The following is a 15,479-nucleotide window of genomic DNA, read 5'->3' as shown; positions in this document are numbered from 1 at the left end:
GGAAGCATTCTTCTTAGCAAGGCTTCCTTAAGTTCTTGACTGTAGTTCATAGTGAAAGCTCCTTCCTGTGATAGTTATATACTACCACAAAAACTTTTTTCTTTCACTGACAACTATTCTAACACACAGGGCTGATGCCGGAAAACCATATCATAAATTACACAAAACATGCACAAAATGGTATAATTGCATCATGGATTAAACACAGATTTTATATATTTCAAATTATTATTTCATGAACATTTTCAATTATCGTATGGGGGACTCAAATGTATACAAATAATGCATATCTAAATAACTCAACAATCGACAGAAAAGATAAATCAAAGCCTCTCGTCGTAACCATGTGTGGAGCTTACAAGTTATATACTCACCCTAAACTTCCCACATGGAGACCACGGGGCAGAGTTGATTTTCAGTTGATCTTTATTGCTGCTGGGAAAGCTCATTTTCATTTTAACAATGATGAGGAAGAAACGATTGTTCATGCTGGTCATATGGTTTTATACCGTCCAAAAGAACCACAGAAATATGAATATTATGCCAAAGACCAGGTCGAAGTTTACTGGGTTCATTTTACAGGAAACAATGTCACTAATCTGCTCCGTTCCTATGGATTGACAAATGACAAAAGGGTGTTCCACTGTGGTTCTGGTTCGGAATATCAGTATCTTTTCCGTGCCATGATAAATGAATTACAAATGTGTCAGGATAGCTATTCTGAAATGCTTGAAATGTATTTAAGACATATTTTTATAAAACTACAGCGCCACTTTAAATCTTCTATCACCACAGTGAACTCCCATGCTGCTGAGGAAATAGACAAAGCAATTTCTTATTTCAGTGAGCATTACAATGAACCGATCAGTATTGATGACTATGCTGAACAAAATCATGTCAGTGCCAGTTGGTTTATCCGTAATTTCAGATTATATGCCGGAATTACACCAAAACAATTCATTTTGCAAAAAAGAATATATAATGCCGAAGCACTACTTCAGAATACACAATATAATATCAATGAGATCGCACAAATTGTTGGTTATGATAATCCACTATATTTCAGCCGGATTTTTCAAAAGGCAAAGGGGCTGTCACCTTCTGAATATCGTAAAAACATATAAAAAATGCAAAAAGCAGAGGATTAAAATCTCTGCTTTTTGCAATTTTTGTCCATTTATTTTTTTATTTTGGCAAGTAATATCCCCTTTCGTGTTTTATAATGACAGCGTAAACAGAAAGGAGATGAACTTCCATGAGAAACAAATTCCACAACTTTATTGAAAACTTACTTAGCTTTTATGCAACATTCTTCACAAGAGGATTTTATCATTTTTAAATATTATTCATATCTGTTCTCTTGCAACCGTAAGGAAATAAGATAACAATCTTGTCTCTATCATTTGTCACGCTTTCTTTAAAACAGGCATACGGAAAATCTGTATCAGAAGCGGAATTACCATGATAAACCATACAATTGGCTCCGCTAAGATAACGCCGGTATATCCAAGCCATGGAACCAGTGTCAATGCGATGACAATTTTTCCAAGCATCTCTAGAGAGCTTGATACAAGCGGAGTCACATGGTCTCCAAGTCCCTGCATCGCATTACGAAGCACACAGATGACAGCTGTCACATAATAAAAAAGCGTATCAAATTTCAGATAATTGGTTGCATTTGTGATAACCGTATCATTATAAGTTCCTGTAACGAGGTGCACAAGCCACGGTCCGATCGTATAGCTTGCAATGATCGTAAGCGTACACCAGATGCAGGTATATAAAATTGACAGGCGGATTCCCTTCTTCACACGATCGATCTTCCCTGCTCCAAGATTCTGTCCACAATAGGTAGCCATCGTCTGTCCGAACACGGTAAACATAATCATAAAGATTTCCGAAATCTTTCTCGCTGCGGTATGTGCCACAATGATCTCCTGTCCCAGTTTGTTGATGGCAGTCTGTAATGTCAATGAGCCAATGTTGATCAGGGAACTCATAAATCCCATCGACATGCCTGCACCGATCATATTCTTTATCATCTCCGGATCGTGATCTTTAAAATCCTCCTTCTCCAGCCTTAACATATCGTATTTACGGATCATATAGATCCAGCAGATCACAAAGGCCAGAATCTGGGCAAGCACAGTTGCAAGCGCAGCTCCTCGTACTCCTGCTTTCAAGACCATCACAAAGAACAGATCTCCAACAATATTAAGTCCAACCGAAACAGCAAGAATAATCAGTGGAGTAAGTGTATCTCCGAGTGCACGTAACGCTGAGGCACAGGCATCATAGAGAAACGTTGCCAAAAGCCCTGCTATGATAATCCATATGTAAGAAGCAGCAACCGAAACCAGCTCTTCCGGAACATTTAAAAAATTCAGGATCGGCCTTAAAAATAAAAGTCCTGCTGCAGTTAACAGCACTGCAATCCCGCATCCAAGCATCAGTGATGCTGCAAAAGATTTCTTCACGCCCTTCATATCTTTTGCCCCGAATTTCTGTGCTGTAATAATTGCCAATCCATTTGACAGTCCCATCAAAAATCCGATGATCAGATTACTGAGTGTTGTCGTTGCACCGACAGCAGCCAGTGCGTCCTCCCCCAGAAAAGAGCCCACGATACGTGTATCCACAAGACTGTAGGTCAACTGTAACAGATTGGCCAGAAAAATCGGTAATGCAAATGCCAGAATCAATGTGGATGGTTTTCCTTTTGTAAGATCTTTCATTCTTCCTCTCTCCTTGTATCTTTTCAGGCAGTGCCTGTATTTTCAAACTACGCCGCATTATTATATTCTGTTTTCTGCAATTAATCAACGAATTTTTATCCGGAATTTTCTTTTCTTTTGTTTAAAATTTCTAGGTAATTATCTCTATTTTCTCCTGTAGTACAAACCACCAGGATGTGATATAAGGAAAGTATCTAATTTATGAATTGGGGAGGTTTTTATAATGAAATATACAAATCCTGTCTTAAAAGGATTTTATCCGGATCCGAGTGTCTGCTTTGCCGATGGAAAATACTATATGGTATGCAGTTCTTTTCAGTATTTCCCAGGCGTCCCGCTTTTTGAAAGTGAGGATCTTGTTAACTGGACCCAGATTGGTCATGTTCTGACGAGGAAAAACCAGATTATGCTCTCACATGTTGAAAGCTCCGGCGGCGTTTTTGCTCCGACCATCCGTTACCATAACGGAAGGTTCTACATGGTAACTACAAATAATTCCACTCAGACAAACTTCTATGTCTATACAGATGATATTCACAAAGAATGGTCCGATCCTGTTCCGGTTGCCCAGGGAGGTATCGATCCGTCTCTTTACTTTGAAGACGGCAGAACCTTTTTTATCAGCAATGGCACCGATGATTCCGGAGTCTATGGTATCGTACAGTGCGAGATTGATATTGCAACCGGCAGAAAACTGACAGAAAGCAAGTGCATCTGGCAGGGATCCGGCGGACGTTTTATTGAAAGTCCACATATGTATAAGATTCATGGTGAATACTATCTTATGGTCGCAGAAGGCGGCACTGAATATGGTCATATGATCACCTATGCAAGAGGCAGCTCAGTCTGGGGACCATTTAAGGGTTATCCTGACAATCCAGTACTTACCAACCGCAACAAAGCCCCTTATATCATTCAGGGAATTGGACATGGTGAACTGGTCACCGATCCCTATGGAGACTGGCACATCTTAAGTCTTGGTTTCCGCCAGATTCATCTGTGGCAGGCATATCATACCCTTGGTCGTGAAGTTTTTCTCACTCCTGTTACCTTCCATGAAGACGGCTGGTTCACTGCAGGAAAAGACAAGACTACAGACGAAAGCTATGAGATCAAAGGAGATTTTCTGCAAAAACCTTTAAAAACCTACTCCTTTGATACAACCAATCCCGCCATTGACTGGTGTTATCTCCGTCATCCTTATGAGGAGAACTATACTTTCGGCGAGCATGATCTTACCATTTATGGAACCGAACTTACACTTGAAGATGTAGATTCTCCTACTTTTATTGGTTTAAGGCAGCGTGATTTCTGTTTTGAAATGTATGCTGATCTTATGGTCGATCACGGCGAGGGTGGAATCACAGTATATTCCACGGAAAACGAGCATTATGACCTTGCCGTTTTGCGGACACTCAATGAATCCCAGATCGTATTCAAGCGGAATATCGGTGGTATCAAGCATATTGAAAAAGCCATCCCTCTTCCACCTTCCAACACGGTTCGCCTCATCATAAAAGCAGATTCCCTGACCTACTCCTTCTATGCCGTCGTAGATGGCAAAGAAGTTCTCCTTGGAACAGCTCTATCCAAATATGTTTCCACGGAAGTCAGTGGAGGGTTTACCGGTGTCATCCTTGCATTCTACGCAACCGGGAATAACGAAGCCTGCATAAAAGATTTTCAGATAAAATATCTGCCACAGATTTGAGTGAGTCTTTCTGTAAAAAAAACTGTCCGTAATGGATGCCAATGAACTTTTATTTGAAATGAATGAACCTATTTTAACTTAAAAAAGCGTCCTGTCTGAATCACCAACGTCGGCAGAAAAGCGAGTCCCGCTATCGTAAATATCTGCCCTGTTCCAAGCGGTGCAATCTGAAACAGTCCATGCAGAGCCGGGATACACAAAACGCACATAAGCAGTCCGGTTCCTGCCGCAAAAGCAGCAACGCTCCACAGATTGCTTTTTATTCCAATCTGTACAATCGAGGCATCCTCGCTTCTGCATGTGAATCCATGAAACAGCCGTGCCAGCGTCAATGTGGAAAAAGCCATGGTACTGGCGGCAGATGCACTTATGGAATCTCCCATATAAAATGCCGCCAGAGTCACTGCTCCGATCAAAACACCATACAAAAGCAGGCTGCGCGAGAATTTTGCGGTAAAAATTCCCACTTTCGGATCTCTTGGTTTCTGCTCAAGAAGCCGCGAATCCGATGGCTCCATTCCGATTGCCAGTGCCGGAAGGGAATCTGTAAGCAGATTGATAAACAGCAGATGCACTGGCTGAAACGGTATATGAAGTCCGCCGAAGGTGCAGTATAACACGACAAGGATTGCTGCAAGATTGCCTGATAATAAAAACAAGATTGCATTCTGTATGTTCCGGTATACATTCCTGCCGTTTAATACAGCCTTTAAGATCGTTGCAAAATTGTCATCTGCCAGAATCATGGCGGCAGCGTCTTTTGCAACCTCGGTTCCTGTAATTCCCATTGCAATTCCAATATCCGCTTTCTTTAAAGCCGGAGCATCATTGACACCGTCTCCGGTCATGGCTGTAATATGCCCTTTTTTCTGCCATGCACTGACGATCCGGATCTTATCTTCCGGTGATACTCTTGCATATACTGAGATATTTTCAATGTTTTCTTCGAGTTCCTGATCCCCCATCTGCTTCAGTTCCTGGCCGGTCACAGCCTTGTCACCGGCTTTGAAAATTCCGATTTTTTCAGCAATCGAAACAGCAGTGATCTTGTGATCCCCGGTGATCATAACGGGTCTTATTCCTGCACCGATTGCTTCTTTTACAGCACGCACCGATTCCTCCCTTGGCGGGTCCATCATCGACACCAGTCCAAGAAATACCAGCTGTGTTTCACTTTCCTCTGTCAATTGTGTTTGTGTATATTCTCTATATGCAAATGCCAGCACACGCATCCCTTTTTGCGAAAAAAGGAGATTTTGTTTTTGTATACTTTCTTTATCCTCCTGAGTAATTGCTCTTACTCCATTCTCATCTGCGATTCCTGTAATGCGGTCCAGAAGGACATCCACTGCTCCTTTCGTAAAAAGCATTGGCACATTGTGTACCATATATTTGGTCGTCATGCATTTTCGCTCTGAATCAAACGGCAGCTCTGCAAGTCTTGGCATCAGGGAACGCAGATGTTCCACAGCACCTTCCTTTGCAAAAACAGGAATCTGTTCTGCCATAGCAAGCAGACAGCTTTCCGTTGGATCACCAATTGTTTTTCCCTCACGGATGCACGAATCATTATTTAATATGGCATTGTACAGAAAATACCTGTGATCCTGTTTCCAGATATCCAGTTCCTGTGGCATCATGCATGTTCCACCAATATAGATCTCCTGTACAGTCATTTTATTCTGTGTCAATGTTCCAGTCTTATCCGAACAGATCACCGATACGCAGCCAAGACTTTCTACCGCCTTTAGATCTTTGATGATTGCATGCTCTCTTGCCATCTTTCCGGTTCCCATCGCCTGCACAATAGTCACGATCGATCCGAGTGCTTCCGGTATTGCAGCAACCGCAAGTGCAACTGCAAAAAGTAGCGCATCAAGTATCTCTGCCCCCTGCCATACCTCAAGTGCAAGCACAAGTGCGCTTACTGCCAGAATAAAACCTGCCAGCTTCCTGCTGAATCCATCCAGACTGATCTGCAGCGGCGTACGCTTCTCTTTTGTATTATTCATAAGCCTTGCAATCTTTCCGATCTCTGTATCCATTCCTGTCGCAGTGACAAGTACCATCCCTCTTCCATATGTAACAAGGCTGCCGGAAAAGACCATGTTCTTCCTGTCTCCAAGCGGAACTTCTCCCGGAATCACTTCGTCAATTTTTTCAACATTGGCAGATTCTCCGGTAAGAGAGCTTTCATTTACCTGAAGGGAATGGCTCTCGAGAAGTCTTCCATCTGCGGCTGTCAGATCTCCCGCTTCCAAAATCAGCAGATCTCCAGGCACGATCTCTTCCGATGGAATCTCCTGCTTTCTCCCATCTCTTATAACCTTTGCATGTGGCGACGATAATTTTTTTAGTGCTTCCAGTGATTTTTCTGCTTTGACATACTGAACGGTTCCAAGCACCGCATTCAATACGATCACAGCCAGAATTACGATCGTACTTTCGGGATTTCCCGAGAACATGGAAATCACGGCTGCAATTATAAGGATGATCACCAAAAGATCTGCAAACTGTCCGGCAAAGACGATTCCAATACTCTTTTTCTTTTGTTCCGTCAGCTGGTTTCTCCCATACCGCTCCATGCGTTTCTGTGCTTCGGCACTGCTTAATCCCATTCCCGCCTGATATTGCTTCTGCACCTCTTCTTTTGTCATCTGATAAATTTCTTTCATGAGCTCCTCCTTTTCCTATAAACAAAAAAGACCTTCTGTGCACCAAAATAAATGCACAAAAAGTCTTGTTTAACATCGGTTATCTGCTTCCGGTCCCTGTGGACGTACTGACGGAACACAGCACATGTGATATTCACATGCAACTACTCCCTCTTTGTTGATACAAATCTATCATATCCATGTTCCAGTGTCAACGCACTGGCATTTTCTTTACCGGATCTTTACCAGCCTTTCGCCTGCTACAGCTGTCTTACCATATCCGCATCAAAGACAACCTGTGAAAGATGATCAACTTCGATCTGATAAAGCGCATTCGCCGCAATATGTTCTGCAGCCTGCTCCAGATCACGGATTCCTGTCGTATCAGCATACTGTTCGATCAACGCATCCAGTGCTTCATCCGTGATAATGCATTCTTCTTCCCGCATTCCCATACGTTTTAACACTTTTGGGAGCGCAAATTTTGAGAAAATAACCTTCTTTTCTTCCGGTGTATAATCCGGGATCTCGATCACTGCAAATCTGGATAAGATCGGAGCACTGATCTGATCTTTCTCGTTGGCCGTTGCGATCGGATAAACACCAACCGTCGGGATCATACATTCCATATAATTATCTGTAAAGCCAAGATTGTCTAACAGTGTCAGAAGGACATCTGCCGGGTTGCCATTTCCTTTTCCGGCTGCTGCCTTATCCAGCTCATTGATAATAAATACCAGATTGGATTCTCCCGCCATGGAAAATGCATCCATGATCAGCCCCGGTTTGGCGTTCGAATAAATCCGCGAGCTTCCGGTCAGCTGCTCCGGATCATGAATGGAGCTCATATCAAGCGTTGTCCATGGCAGTTTTAAAATACGTGCAACTGCATAAGCGATCTGGGATTTACCGGTTCCGGCCGGTCCGATCAGAAGAATACCATACGCAGGAAGTGTATGTGTCCGGTTGATCTGGATAATTGTCTCAATAATTCTCTGCTTTACACGTTCCATGCCATACAGTTCTTCGTCAAGGATCCGTCTTGCCTCAGCCGGATCGATTGCTTCAAAATAATTGCTTTTCCACTGTACATTCATCATAATGGACAGCGCTCTCTGTGCATGACGTCTTTCTTCCGGCGATACCTCATTGGATCTTGCAACAGCAAGATTTCTTCTTGCCCATAAACGGATATTATCCGGAAGCGTTCTTCCCGCACAGTTCATGAAATCCGTGATGCTCTGAATGCTTGTCAGCTTCATATCATCTCCGCTTTCTTCCTGCTCCTCATCCTCACTCATTTCTTCCGGTGCACTGCTTGCAAGAAGCCGGTCGATCATAAACTGTAAAAATCCATCTTCCGCTGAAAGCTTGGTTCCACCACCAAAAGCGATCTCTCGGATCTTATAAACCGCATATCCTTCCGGTCTGTTTTCTCCAGAAAGCCGCACATTAATATGATTCTCACCAAGCCACTTTAACAGGCTTACAAACCTGGAATCGATCTGCAGGATATCTGCACTGACGGTTCCTTCTTCTTCCTCAAATTCAAATGACGTGCGCCGGATCGGATTGGTGAATTTACCACAGGAATGGTGATTCCACTTTCTTTTTTCATTATCCAGCAAAAGTAACGGTTTGTCCGCAGTAGGCTTTGACTCATTGGACTGAAATGTCGTATATGTACATTCCGCCGTAAATTTATTATCCTGTTCCTCATTAAAATCAAATACTGGCATATCCATCCCTCTCAATTCCCTTGTAATCTGAAACTCTCTGTTTCTAATGATTATACGATAAACAACAGCCACCATGCAACTGCCTTAGTCAAAGCAGCGGTATTTTTCGCTGGCACAAAGTATCAATCAGCGCACAGACTGCCTTCTGTTCTTTCCCCGCATAGAGCTTCACACTGACTGCGATTGCATATTCACTGTATTTCCCGTCTTTCAGCCGCTCTTTCTCTGCATCCCCGTATGTATTCCCGATCAATGCAAGTACTGCCTCATTCAGCTGTTCGAGATAACCAAAAAGTGTCTCTTTCCCCTCTGTAATCGGAATCTTTTCCATTCCATGAAGACTTTCATATTCAAAAACAGATACCGCTTCCAGGCAAAGATGCAGATGTCCGTCAATATCTGAGGCTTCCATCAGGATATCCGGTCTTTTCTGGTAACACGACAGGAAGTATGTTTTTGCTTCCTCTACTTTCCTTTCTGCAAAAAGTGAAAGCATCTGCTCCACAACCTCACCCGTCTCATTTTTGGCACCGATCATGCCAACTTTGCATTCCCGCACTTTAAGTCCGCGGTATTCCGTCCATACCATAAGCAGAAATTCGGATAAAAATCCATACAGCCGCTTATGATAATCATCATAGCTGTCCAATTGCAGCAGTTTATGCATATTTGCAAAAATCGGAAAAAGGAAGCTGCAATATTCATCATAAAGCTTTTTCGAGCAGATCATCAGGTTGCCAAAATACGTATGATTTTCCTGAATGCGTTTCCGATACAGTGGATAAAAATCCGGATAAAGTTCATGGATCACGGTATCCGCCGCATCCAGATCTTCCTTCGTATGATTCACGGTAAAACCATACTCATAGGAAAAATTAAGTTTTAATTTCATGGAAGTCAGAATATCATAGTGCTGCAATAACTGCTCAAGTTCCTTTTTGGTATAGACAAACCCAAGTTCATTCAGCAGGTATCTTCGATAATGACATACTCCAACATAATCTGCATCAAATACATTTTTCCATACCCAGTACATGCCTGTAAGCTCTGCATAATAACAGTTCTGAGCCGAAATGTTCTCTCCGGAATCATCTCTTAAATAACCAAGTGGTTCGTGCACTGCACTCCCTACCTGAAGCGGAACATACATCGGGTCCGGTGGAACCGAAAACTTTTTGTGTGTCATTGTATAAATCTGGATACGCATCTTTTGCCCCCATATTCCTGTATCACTCTGTTTTGCCAAGTTCCCAGAACGCAACTGCACTTGCTGCCGCTACGTTTAAGGAATCCACACCATGCATCATCGGGATCTTTACGGTATAATCGCAGTCCGCAATCGTTGAATCTGCCAGCCCGTCCCCTTCTGTGCCAAGGATAACCGCCAGTTTATCCTCTTTTAAAAGCTCCGGTGCATCAATCCTTACTGTATCTTCTTTCAAAGCCATTGCTGCTGTCTTAAATCCTTCTTCTTTTAAGACTGCCATTGCATCCTGCGGCCATATGCAGCTTTTTGCATCCATCATCGTCCACGGAACCTGAAATACCGTTCCCATGCTCACTCTTGAAGCCCTGCGGTAAAGAGGATCACTGCACCCTGCTGTCAAAAGCACCGCCTCCATCCCAAGGGCAGCAGCAGACCGGAATATGGCACCGACATTCGTCGGATTCACAACATTCTCCAGGATAGCGATCCGACGTTTCTCTGCGATTGTCTGTCGAATGTCCAGAAGTCTCTTTCTTCTCATGACACCAAGCATTCCCCTCGTCAGTTTAAATCCCGTGAGTTTCGTCAGCACATCAAATTCTGCTGTATAAACAGGAATATCTCCGCATTTTTGAATTACCTTCGAACCTTCAGTCTCAATATGCCGTTCTTCCATCAGCAGGGAAACCGGTTCGTATCCCGCATCCAGTGCCCGTTCGATCACTTTCGGGCTCTCTGCAATAAATAATCCCGGCTGCGGTTCATAATAGCGAAGCAGCTGAACCTCTGGCAGACGCGCATACACATCCAGCTCCGGTGCATCAAACTCTTTGATCTTTATAATATTAGCCATATCTTCTTCCTTTGTTTTTCTGCATAAAAACTTTGACGGCTATTCATAAGAAAAGCCGTCAAAGCAATTGTATGGATTTTAAAAAAGCCTCTTTTACAACATAACTGTCCGTGGTTGGCATACTACTTGTGTTCCACCTTATCAAATGTAAATACGTTCAAAAACTGTTTTGCGCGTTCTGTCTTCGGATGCTCGAAAAATACTTCCGGTGCATCTTCTTCTACAATATGTCCCTGATCCAGAAAGATCACACGGTCTGCAACCGCTTTTGCAAACTGCATTTCATGTGTCACAATGATCATGGTACGTCCCTGCTTTGCAAGGTCAAGCATAACATCCAGTACTTCCCGTACCATCTCAGGGTCCAGTGCTGCTGTTACTTCATCAAACAAAAGGATCTCCGGATGCATACAAAGAGCTCTTACAATTGCCACCCTCTGCTTCTGTCCACCGGACAACTGTCTTGGATAACTATCCGCTTTCTCCTTTAATCCAACACGTTCCAGGAGCTGCAAAGTCTCCTGTTTTACTTCATCTTTTGCCCGTTTCTGCACCTTTAATGGTGCAAGCATAATATTGTCAAGCACGGTCAGATGTGGAAACAATTCATAGCTCTGGAATACCATTCCAATCTTCTGGCGGACTGCAGCAAGATTCCTGCTTCCGTATTCTATCGGTTTTCCGGAAAGAGTAACCGTTCCTCCCTGTATCGGCTCCAGTGCATTGATGCAACGGAGCAGTGTGCTCTTTCCACATCCACTTGGTCCTACGATTACTATGACCTCACCTTTCTTAATCTCCAGATTAAGTCCGTCTAATATGGTGTGATCTTCAAATTTTTTTGTAAGATTCTGTACGCTTAAAAGTGTCTCTGCCACATCTATCACCTCCATCTTTTTTCCAGATATCTTGCAAGCATACTGATCGGCCAGCATGCAAGAAAATATAAGATAAATACAATAAGGAATACTCCAAACGCTGCGTTTGGACTTGTCATACGGTTTGCTTCAATGATCTGCTGTGCTACCTTTAACATCTCGACAACACCGATCATAAGCACCAGACTGGTCGTCTTGATCATTCTGGTAATCAGGTTGATCGCAAGCGGAATCAGTCTTCGCACCGTCTGCGGTATGATCACATAACGGTATGTCTGCAGTTTGCTGAGTCCAAGAGCTTCGCTGCTTTCGTACTGATGCTTCGGAATACTGATCAAAGCTCCTCGTACAAGATCTCCCATCTCGGCCGTTCCCCAGAGAACAAACACAATCACAGAAGCACTCTCTCCTGATAAATTCCAGCCAAACACTCTTGTGCTTCCAAAATAAACAATGAATAAAAGCACCAGCTGTGGCATGATACGTATAAACTCCAGATAAATGCGGAAAATAAACCGAACGAGTCTATTTTTCATGGTCATCAGTCCACCGGCAAGAATTCCAAGCGGCATACTGATTGCGATGGACACAAGGCTGATCTGCATTGCAACCCAGAGTCCCTGCAGAAGACGCACCATGTTTGTGCCTTTCAATAAAACATCAAGCCCCAAATCCAGCATGACGCAGCCTCCTTTCGAGCAAACTTCCCAGAATGGATACTGGAAGCAGAATGATCAGATAAAATACAACCAGTAAGAACAGACTCTCTATGGTCTTGTAATAAAGTCCGATCAGGTCTTTTGCAGTAAACATCAGATCCATAAGGCTGATGGCACTGAATACACTCGTCTCCTTTAAAAGGAAAATTACGTTCGCAACAAAAGCCGGCACACTGATAGAAACCGCCTGTGGTAAAATGACATACTGCATCGTCTGCCGGTTCGTCATCCCAAGACTTAATGCGCTTTCTCTCTGAATCGGCTCAATGGTCTCAAGTCCGCTTCGGAAACTTTCTGCCATATAACTTCCCCCAAGGAAAGCCAGCCCGATAATACCACAAAGCTCGGGGCCAAACTGCAGCCCGAGCTTTGGTAATCCATAATAGATAAAGAACAACTGCACCAGAAGCGGTGTATTTCTGCTCAATTCAATATATACTGCAACAATCTGTCTCGCCACAGGTATTTTATGATATTGGATCATCGCACAGATCAGTCCGACAAGGACAGCAAAGGCAATTCCAATGAGGCCCAGTTTCACGGTAAGTATCGCTGCCCGTTCATACATCGGCAGATACTCCATTATAAAATCCCAATTCATGAAACTGCTTCCTCCTTTCTTTTTGTATTATATTATTCCCTGCGGCGTATGCAGGTTTCTTATTCTGTTTTGCCGCCTTCTACGACAAGGCTGTCTTCATAATCCATACCGTAAGTGTCAGCAAGTGTAGCTTCATAATCTGCATGGAAGAAGTTCTCTTCTCCTAAGCTTGTGATCTCATCGTTGATCCAGTTCAGTAAAGTATCATTTCCTTTGGTAACTGCCGGTGCAATACTGTCTGCACTTCCAAGTTCCGGAATACCAACAGTATAACCTTTATTCTGAAGTGAAAATGCAATAACTTCCGTATTATCATTTGCCCATGCAACCGATGTTCCATTTTCAAAAGCTTCTTTTGCAGTTGCATAAGAATCAAATTTCTGAAGTGGAATATCCGGATAATTCTTTGTCAGATAAGTCTCAGCGGTTGTACCAGAAATAACGATGATAGAATCATCCTTGTTCCAGTTGTCAAGGCTTGTGATCACATTGTCATCTCTTGAAACAACACCAAGAGAAACGTTCATATATGGATTTGCGAAATCAACCTCTTCTGCTCTCTCTTCTGTTACCGTAAAGTTTGCAAGAATCACATCTACTTTTCCTGTCTGCAGATATTCGATACGGTTTGCAGCCTCAGTCGATACATAGTTTACCTTAACACCAAGGTCTTTTGCAAGTCTGTCTGCAAAATAAACATCATATCCCTGATATTCACCGTTCTCATCTACATAACCAAATGGATTCTTATCGGAAAATACACCAATATTGATGGTTCCGTCTTTTTTGATTTCATCTAATGTGCGATATACTTCTTTGCCGGAAGCAGATGTATCAGAGCCTCCGTCCTTTGTGCTGCTTCCACAAGCGGACACACCGATTGCCAATACAAATGCAAGGGAAAGTGCTAACAGTTTTTTCAAATTCTTCATTTTCATGTCTCCTTTTCATATCTGAATGTTGTTTGCATTATATCCCTCATTTCCTAGTATGTCAATAGGTTTTATATGTTTTTGTTGGAAACTCAATATGAGACACATGATCCATCGGTATTCTGGCATCATCCTCCATCCAGATCATCCGTTGATCTGCATCGATTTTGCGGACAATTCCAGTGACATCTACATAAGAACCGCCGGATTTTTTCGAATCCGGCTTAAAATATGTGATCGTCACCATGGGTTGTTCTTTCCAATGTCTGATCAGTGTCTGAAGTTTATGATCCAGTTCTTCCCGCTCGTATTCATCCAGCTCCCGCTCTTCCTCTGTCAGCCGCGCAGTTTCTTTTACTGCTTCCTCATAACCGGAAAGTGCTGCAAACGGAGCAAACTGTGCGGCTCTCGACCGCATCGGCATCTGTGGATGTGTTCTGGAAACATGATGCGGTAGATCTATGATGTCATCATACCTGTGTTCATCCTCTGGTGTTTTTGCTGTCATCGGCTTTCCTCGCATTTCATCTTTTTATCTACTATTATGTACCTTTCTACTTACGGATATCAAACCTTTTTCCTTATGAAACCAGCATAAGAAAAGTTCCTGCCACGATCATTATCAGTCCGACCCGTGCTTTTCTGCCCAGTTTTTCATGGAAAACAAGATACGAGAACAGTATGGTTACCAGAATACTCAATTTATCGATTGGTACAACCACACTGGCGGGTCCATCCTGAAGCGCCTTATAATAGCAGAGCCACGATGCGCCCGTTGCGATCCCTGACAGGCAGATAAATCCCAGTTCCTTTTTCTCAATCTGATGTAATGTGCTCTGCTTTCCGGTCACAAACACGACAACCCATGCCATAAGTAAAACGACAACGGTACGGATCGCAGTTCCCAGATTGGAATTGATATTTTCCATTCCAGCTTTACCAAGGATTGAGGTAAGACTGGCAAATACTGCGGAGAGGAGTGCAAAAAAAAACCAGCTATGTCCTTTCTCTTCCACAGGTGCTTCCTGCTCCTTTCTGGTAATCATCAGAAAGGTTCCTGCTCCGATCAGTACAACACAGATAAATTTTAACAGACTGATCTCTTCTCTCAGGAAAATGAACGCAAGAAGCATCGTAAGGACCGTACTGGACTTGTCAATCGGTACAACTTTATTCACATCTCCAAGCTGTAATGCCCGAAAATAACAGAGCCACGATGCGCCTGTCGCAAGTCCTGACATGATCAGAAATATCCATGTTTTCGTTTCCACGCTTGTAATCTGCCCCTGTGCGCCTACGACAAATACCATGATCCATGAAAAGATCAGAACGACAATGGTACGGATTGCCGTTGCCACATTAGAATCTGTTTTCTTTATTCCACATTTTGCAAGAATGGATGTCAGACCTGCAAAAATCGCTGAGCCGAATGCAAATGCCACCCACATGT

The 15,479-nt window shown here is 43.0% G+C and carries 13 protein-coding genes; 2 read left to right on the top strand and 11 right to left on the bottom strand.

The genetic code is table 11. The annotated features are described in order from the left end of the window. The first annotated feature begins 269 nt into the window (after positions 1 to 269). Positions 270 to 1,124 carry a helix-turn-helix domain-containing protein gene (locus FYJ75_RS05635; RefSeq protein ID WP_154429484.1) on the top strand — a complete coding sequence of 285 codons (855 nt, stop codon included), beginning with the start codon at positions 270 to 272 and terminating at the stop codon, positions 1,122 to 1,124. A 282-nt stretch (positions 1,125 to 1,406) separates the two neighbouring features. On the opposite strand, the gene FYJ75_RS05630 is transcribed toward FYJ75_RS05635, so the two are convergent. Further along, the gene (locus tag FYJ75_RS05630; protein WP_154429483.1) at positions 1,407 to 2,735 is read right to left on the bottom strand and encodes an MATE family efflux transporter; all 1,329 of its coding nucleotides are present in this window, start codon (positions 2,733 to 2,735) and stop codon (positions 1,407 to 1,409) included. Positions 2,736 to 2,958: 223 nt separating this feature from the next. Between FYJ75_RS05630 and FYJ75_RS05625 the strand changes: the two genes are divergently transcribed. Further along, complete coding sequence (locus tag FYJ75_RS05625; protein ID WP_154429482.1) at positions 2,959 to 4,446, top strand: glycoside hydrolase family 43 protein; 1,488 nt, start codon at positions 2,959 to 2,961, stop codon at positions 4,444 to 4,446. Between the two features lie 68 nt (positions 4,447 to 4,514). Here FYJ75_RS05625 and FYJ75_RS05620 read toward each other — a convergent pair whose 3' ends face one another. From FYJ75_RS05620 to FYJ75_RS05575, 10 genes are all read right to left on the bottom strand, one after another. Next, complete coding sequence (locus FYJ75_RS05620) at positions 4,515 to 7,121, bottom strand: cation-translocating P-type ATPase (protein WP_154429481.1); 2,607 nt, start codon at positions 7,119 to 7,121, stop codon at positions 4,515 to 4,517. Positions 7,122 to 7,360: 239 nt separating this feature from the next. Further along, the gene (locus FYJ75_RS05615; protein ID WP_154429480.1) at positions 7,361 to 8,839 is read right to left on the bottom strand and encodes an AAA family ATPase; all 1,479 of its coding nucleotides are present in this window, start codon (positions 8,837 to 8,839) and stop codon (positions 7,361 to 7,363) included. Between the two features lie 88 nt (positions 8,840 to 8,927). Beyond that, complete coding sequence (locus FYJ75_RS05610; RefSeq protein ID WP_154429479.1) at positions 8,928 to 10,046, bottom strand: DUF4422 domain-containing protein; 1,119 nt, start codon at positions 10,044 to 10,046, stop codon at positions 8,928 to 8,930. Positions 10,047 to 10,068: 22 nt separating this feature from the next. After that, positions 10,069 to 10,899 carry a TrmH family RNA methyltransferase gene (locus FYJ75_RS05605; RefSeq protein WP_154429478.1) on the bottom strand — a complete coding sequence of 277 codons (831 nt, stop codon included), beginning with the start codon at positions 10,897 to 10,899 and terminating at the stop codon, positions 10,069 to 10,071. Positions 10,900 to 11,021: 122 nt separating this feature from the next. Beyond that, positions 11,022 to 11,792 carry an amino acid ABC transporter ATP-binding protein gene (locus FYJ75_RS05600; protein ID WP_154429477.1) on the bottom strand — a complete coding sequence of 257 codons (771 nt, stop codon included), beginning with the start codon at positions 11,790 to 11,792 and terminating at the stop codon, positions 11,022 to 11,024. Beyond that, positions 11,783 to 12,457 (bottom strand): amino acid ABC transporter permease, encoded by a 675-nt coding sequence (locus FYJ75_RS05595; RefSeq protein WP_154429476.1) that lies wholly within the window; start codon positions 12,455 to 12,457, stop codon positions 11,783 to 11,785. Before FYJ75_RS05595 ends, FYJ75_RS05600 begins: the two co-directional genes overlap by 10 nt. After that, a complete protein-coding gene (locus FYJ75_RS05590) occupies positions 12,438 to 13,097 on the bottom strand; it encodes an amino acid ABC transporter permease (protein WP_154429475.1) in 660 nt (219 codons plus the stop codon). Before FYJ75_RS05590 ends, FYJ75_RS05595 begins: the two co-directional genes overlap by 20 nt. A 59-nt stretch (positions 13,098 to 13,156) precedes the next feature. Continuing rightward, complete coding sequence (locus tag FYJ75_RS05585; RefSeq protein WP_331467480.1) at positions 13,157 to 14,029, bottom strand: transporter substrate-binding domain-containing protein; 873 nt, start codon at positions 14,027 to 14,029, stop codon at positions 13,157 to 13,159. A 61-nt stretch (positions 14,030 to 14,090) separates the two neighbouring features. Then, a complete protein-coding gene (locus tag FYJ75_RS05580; RefSeq protein ID WP_154429473.1) occupies positions 14,091 to 14,537 on the bottom strand; it encodes a hypothetical protein in 447 nt (148 codons plus the stop codon). A 73-nt stretch (positions 14,538 to 14,610) separates the two neighbouring features. Further along, complete coding sequence (locus tag FYJ75_RS05575; RefSeq protein ID WP_154429472.1) at positions 14,611 to 15,477, bottom strand: EamA family transporter; 867 nt, start codon at positions 15,475 to 15,477, stop codon at positions 14,611 to 14,613. Between the last annotated feature and the right edge of the window lie 2 nt (positions 15,478 to 15,479).

This window comes from Roseburia porci, assembly GCF_009695765.1.
Lineage (GTDB): Bacteria > Bacillota > Clostridia > Lachnospirales > Lachnospiraceae > Roseburia > Roseburia porci.
This window is presented reverse-complemented; position numbering and strand designations above follow the sequence as displayed.

Coding starts and splice junctions, on each gene's coding strand:
- FYJ75_RS05595 (WP_154429476.1), bottom strand. CDS start 12,457: ATGCTGGATTTGGGGCTTGATGTTTTATTGAAAGGCACAAACATGGTG.
- FYJ75_RS05630 (WP_154429483.1), bottom strand. CDS start 2,735: ATGAAAGATCTTACAAAAGGAAAACCATCCACATTGATTCTGGCATTT.
- FYJ75_RS05600 (WP_154429477.1), bottom strand. CDS start 11,792: ATGGAGGTGATAGATGTGGCAGAGACACTTTTAAGCGTACAGAATCTT.
- FYJ75_RS05605 (WP_154429478.1), bottom strand. CDS start 10,899: ATGGCTAATATTATAAAGATCAAAGAGTTTGATGCACCGGAGCTGGAT.
- FYJ75_RS05610 (WP_154429479.1), bottom strand. CDS start 10,046: ATGCGTATCCAGATTTATACAATGACACACAAAAAGTTTTCGGTTCCA.
- FYJ75_RS05575 (WP_154429472.1), bottom strand. CDS start 15,477: ATGTGGGTGGCATTTGCATTCGGCTCAGCGATTTTTGCAGGTCTGACA.
- FYJ75_RS05580 (WP_154429473.1), bottom strand. CDS start 14,537: ATGACAGCAAAAACACCAGAGGATGAACACAGGTATGATGACATCATA.
- FYJ75_RS05585 (WP_331467480.1), bottom strand. CDS start 14,029: ATGAAGAATTTGAAAAAACTGTTAGCACTTTCCCTTGCATTTGTATTG.
- FYJ75_RS05590 (WP_154429475.1), bottom strand. CDS start 13,097: ATGAATTGGGATTTTATAATGGAGTATCTGCCGATGTATGAACGGGCA.
- FYJ75_RS05620 (WP_154429481.1), bottom strand. CDS start 7,121: ATGAAAGAAATTTATCAGATGACAAAAGAAGAGGTGCAGAAGCAATAT.
- FYJ75_RS05615 (WP_154429480.1), bottom strand. CDS start 8,839: ATGCCAGTATTTGATTTTAATGAGGAACAGGATAATAAATTTACGGCG.
- FYJ75_RS05625 (WP_154429482.1), top strand. CDS start 2,959: ATGAAATATACAAATCCTGTCTTAAAAGGATTTTATCCGGATCCGAGT.
- FYJ75_RS05635 (WP_154429484.1), top strand. CDS start 270: ATGTATACAAATAATGCATATCTAAATAACTCAACAATCGACAGAAAA.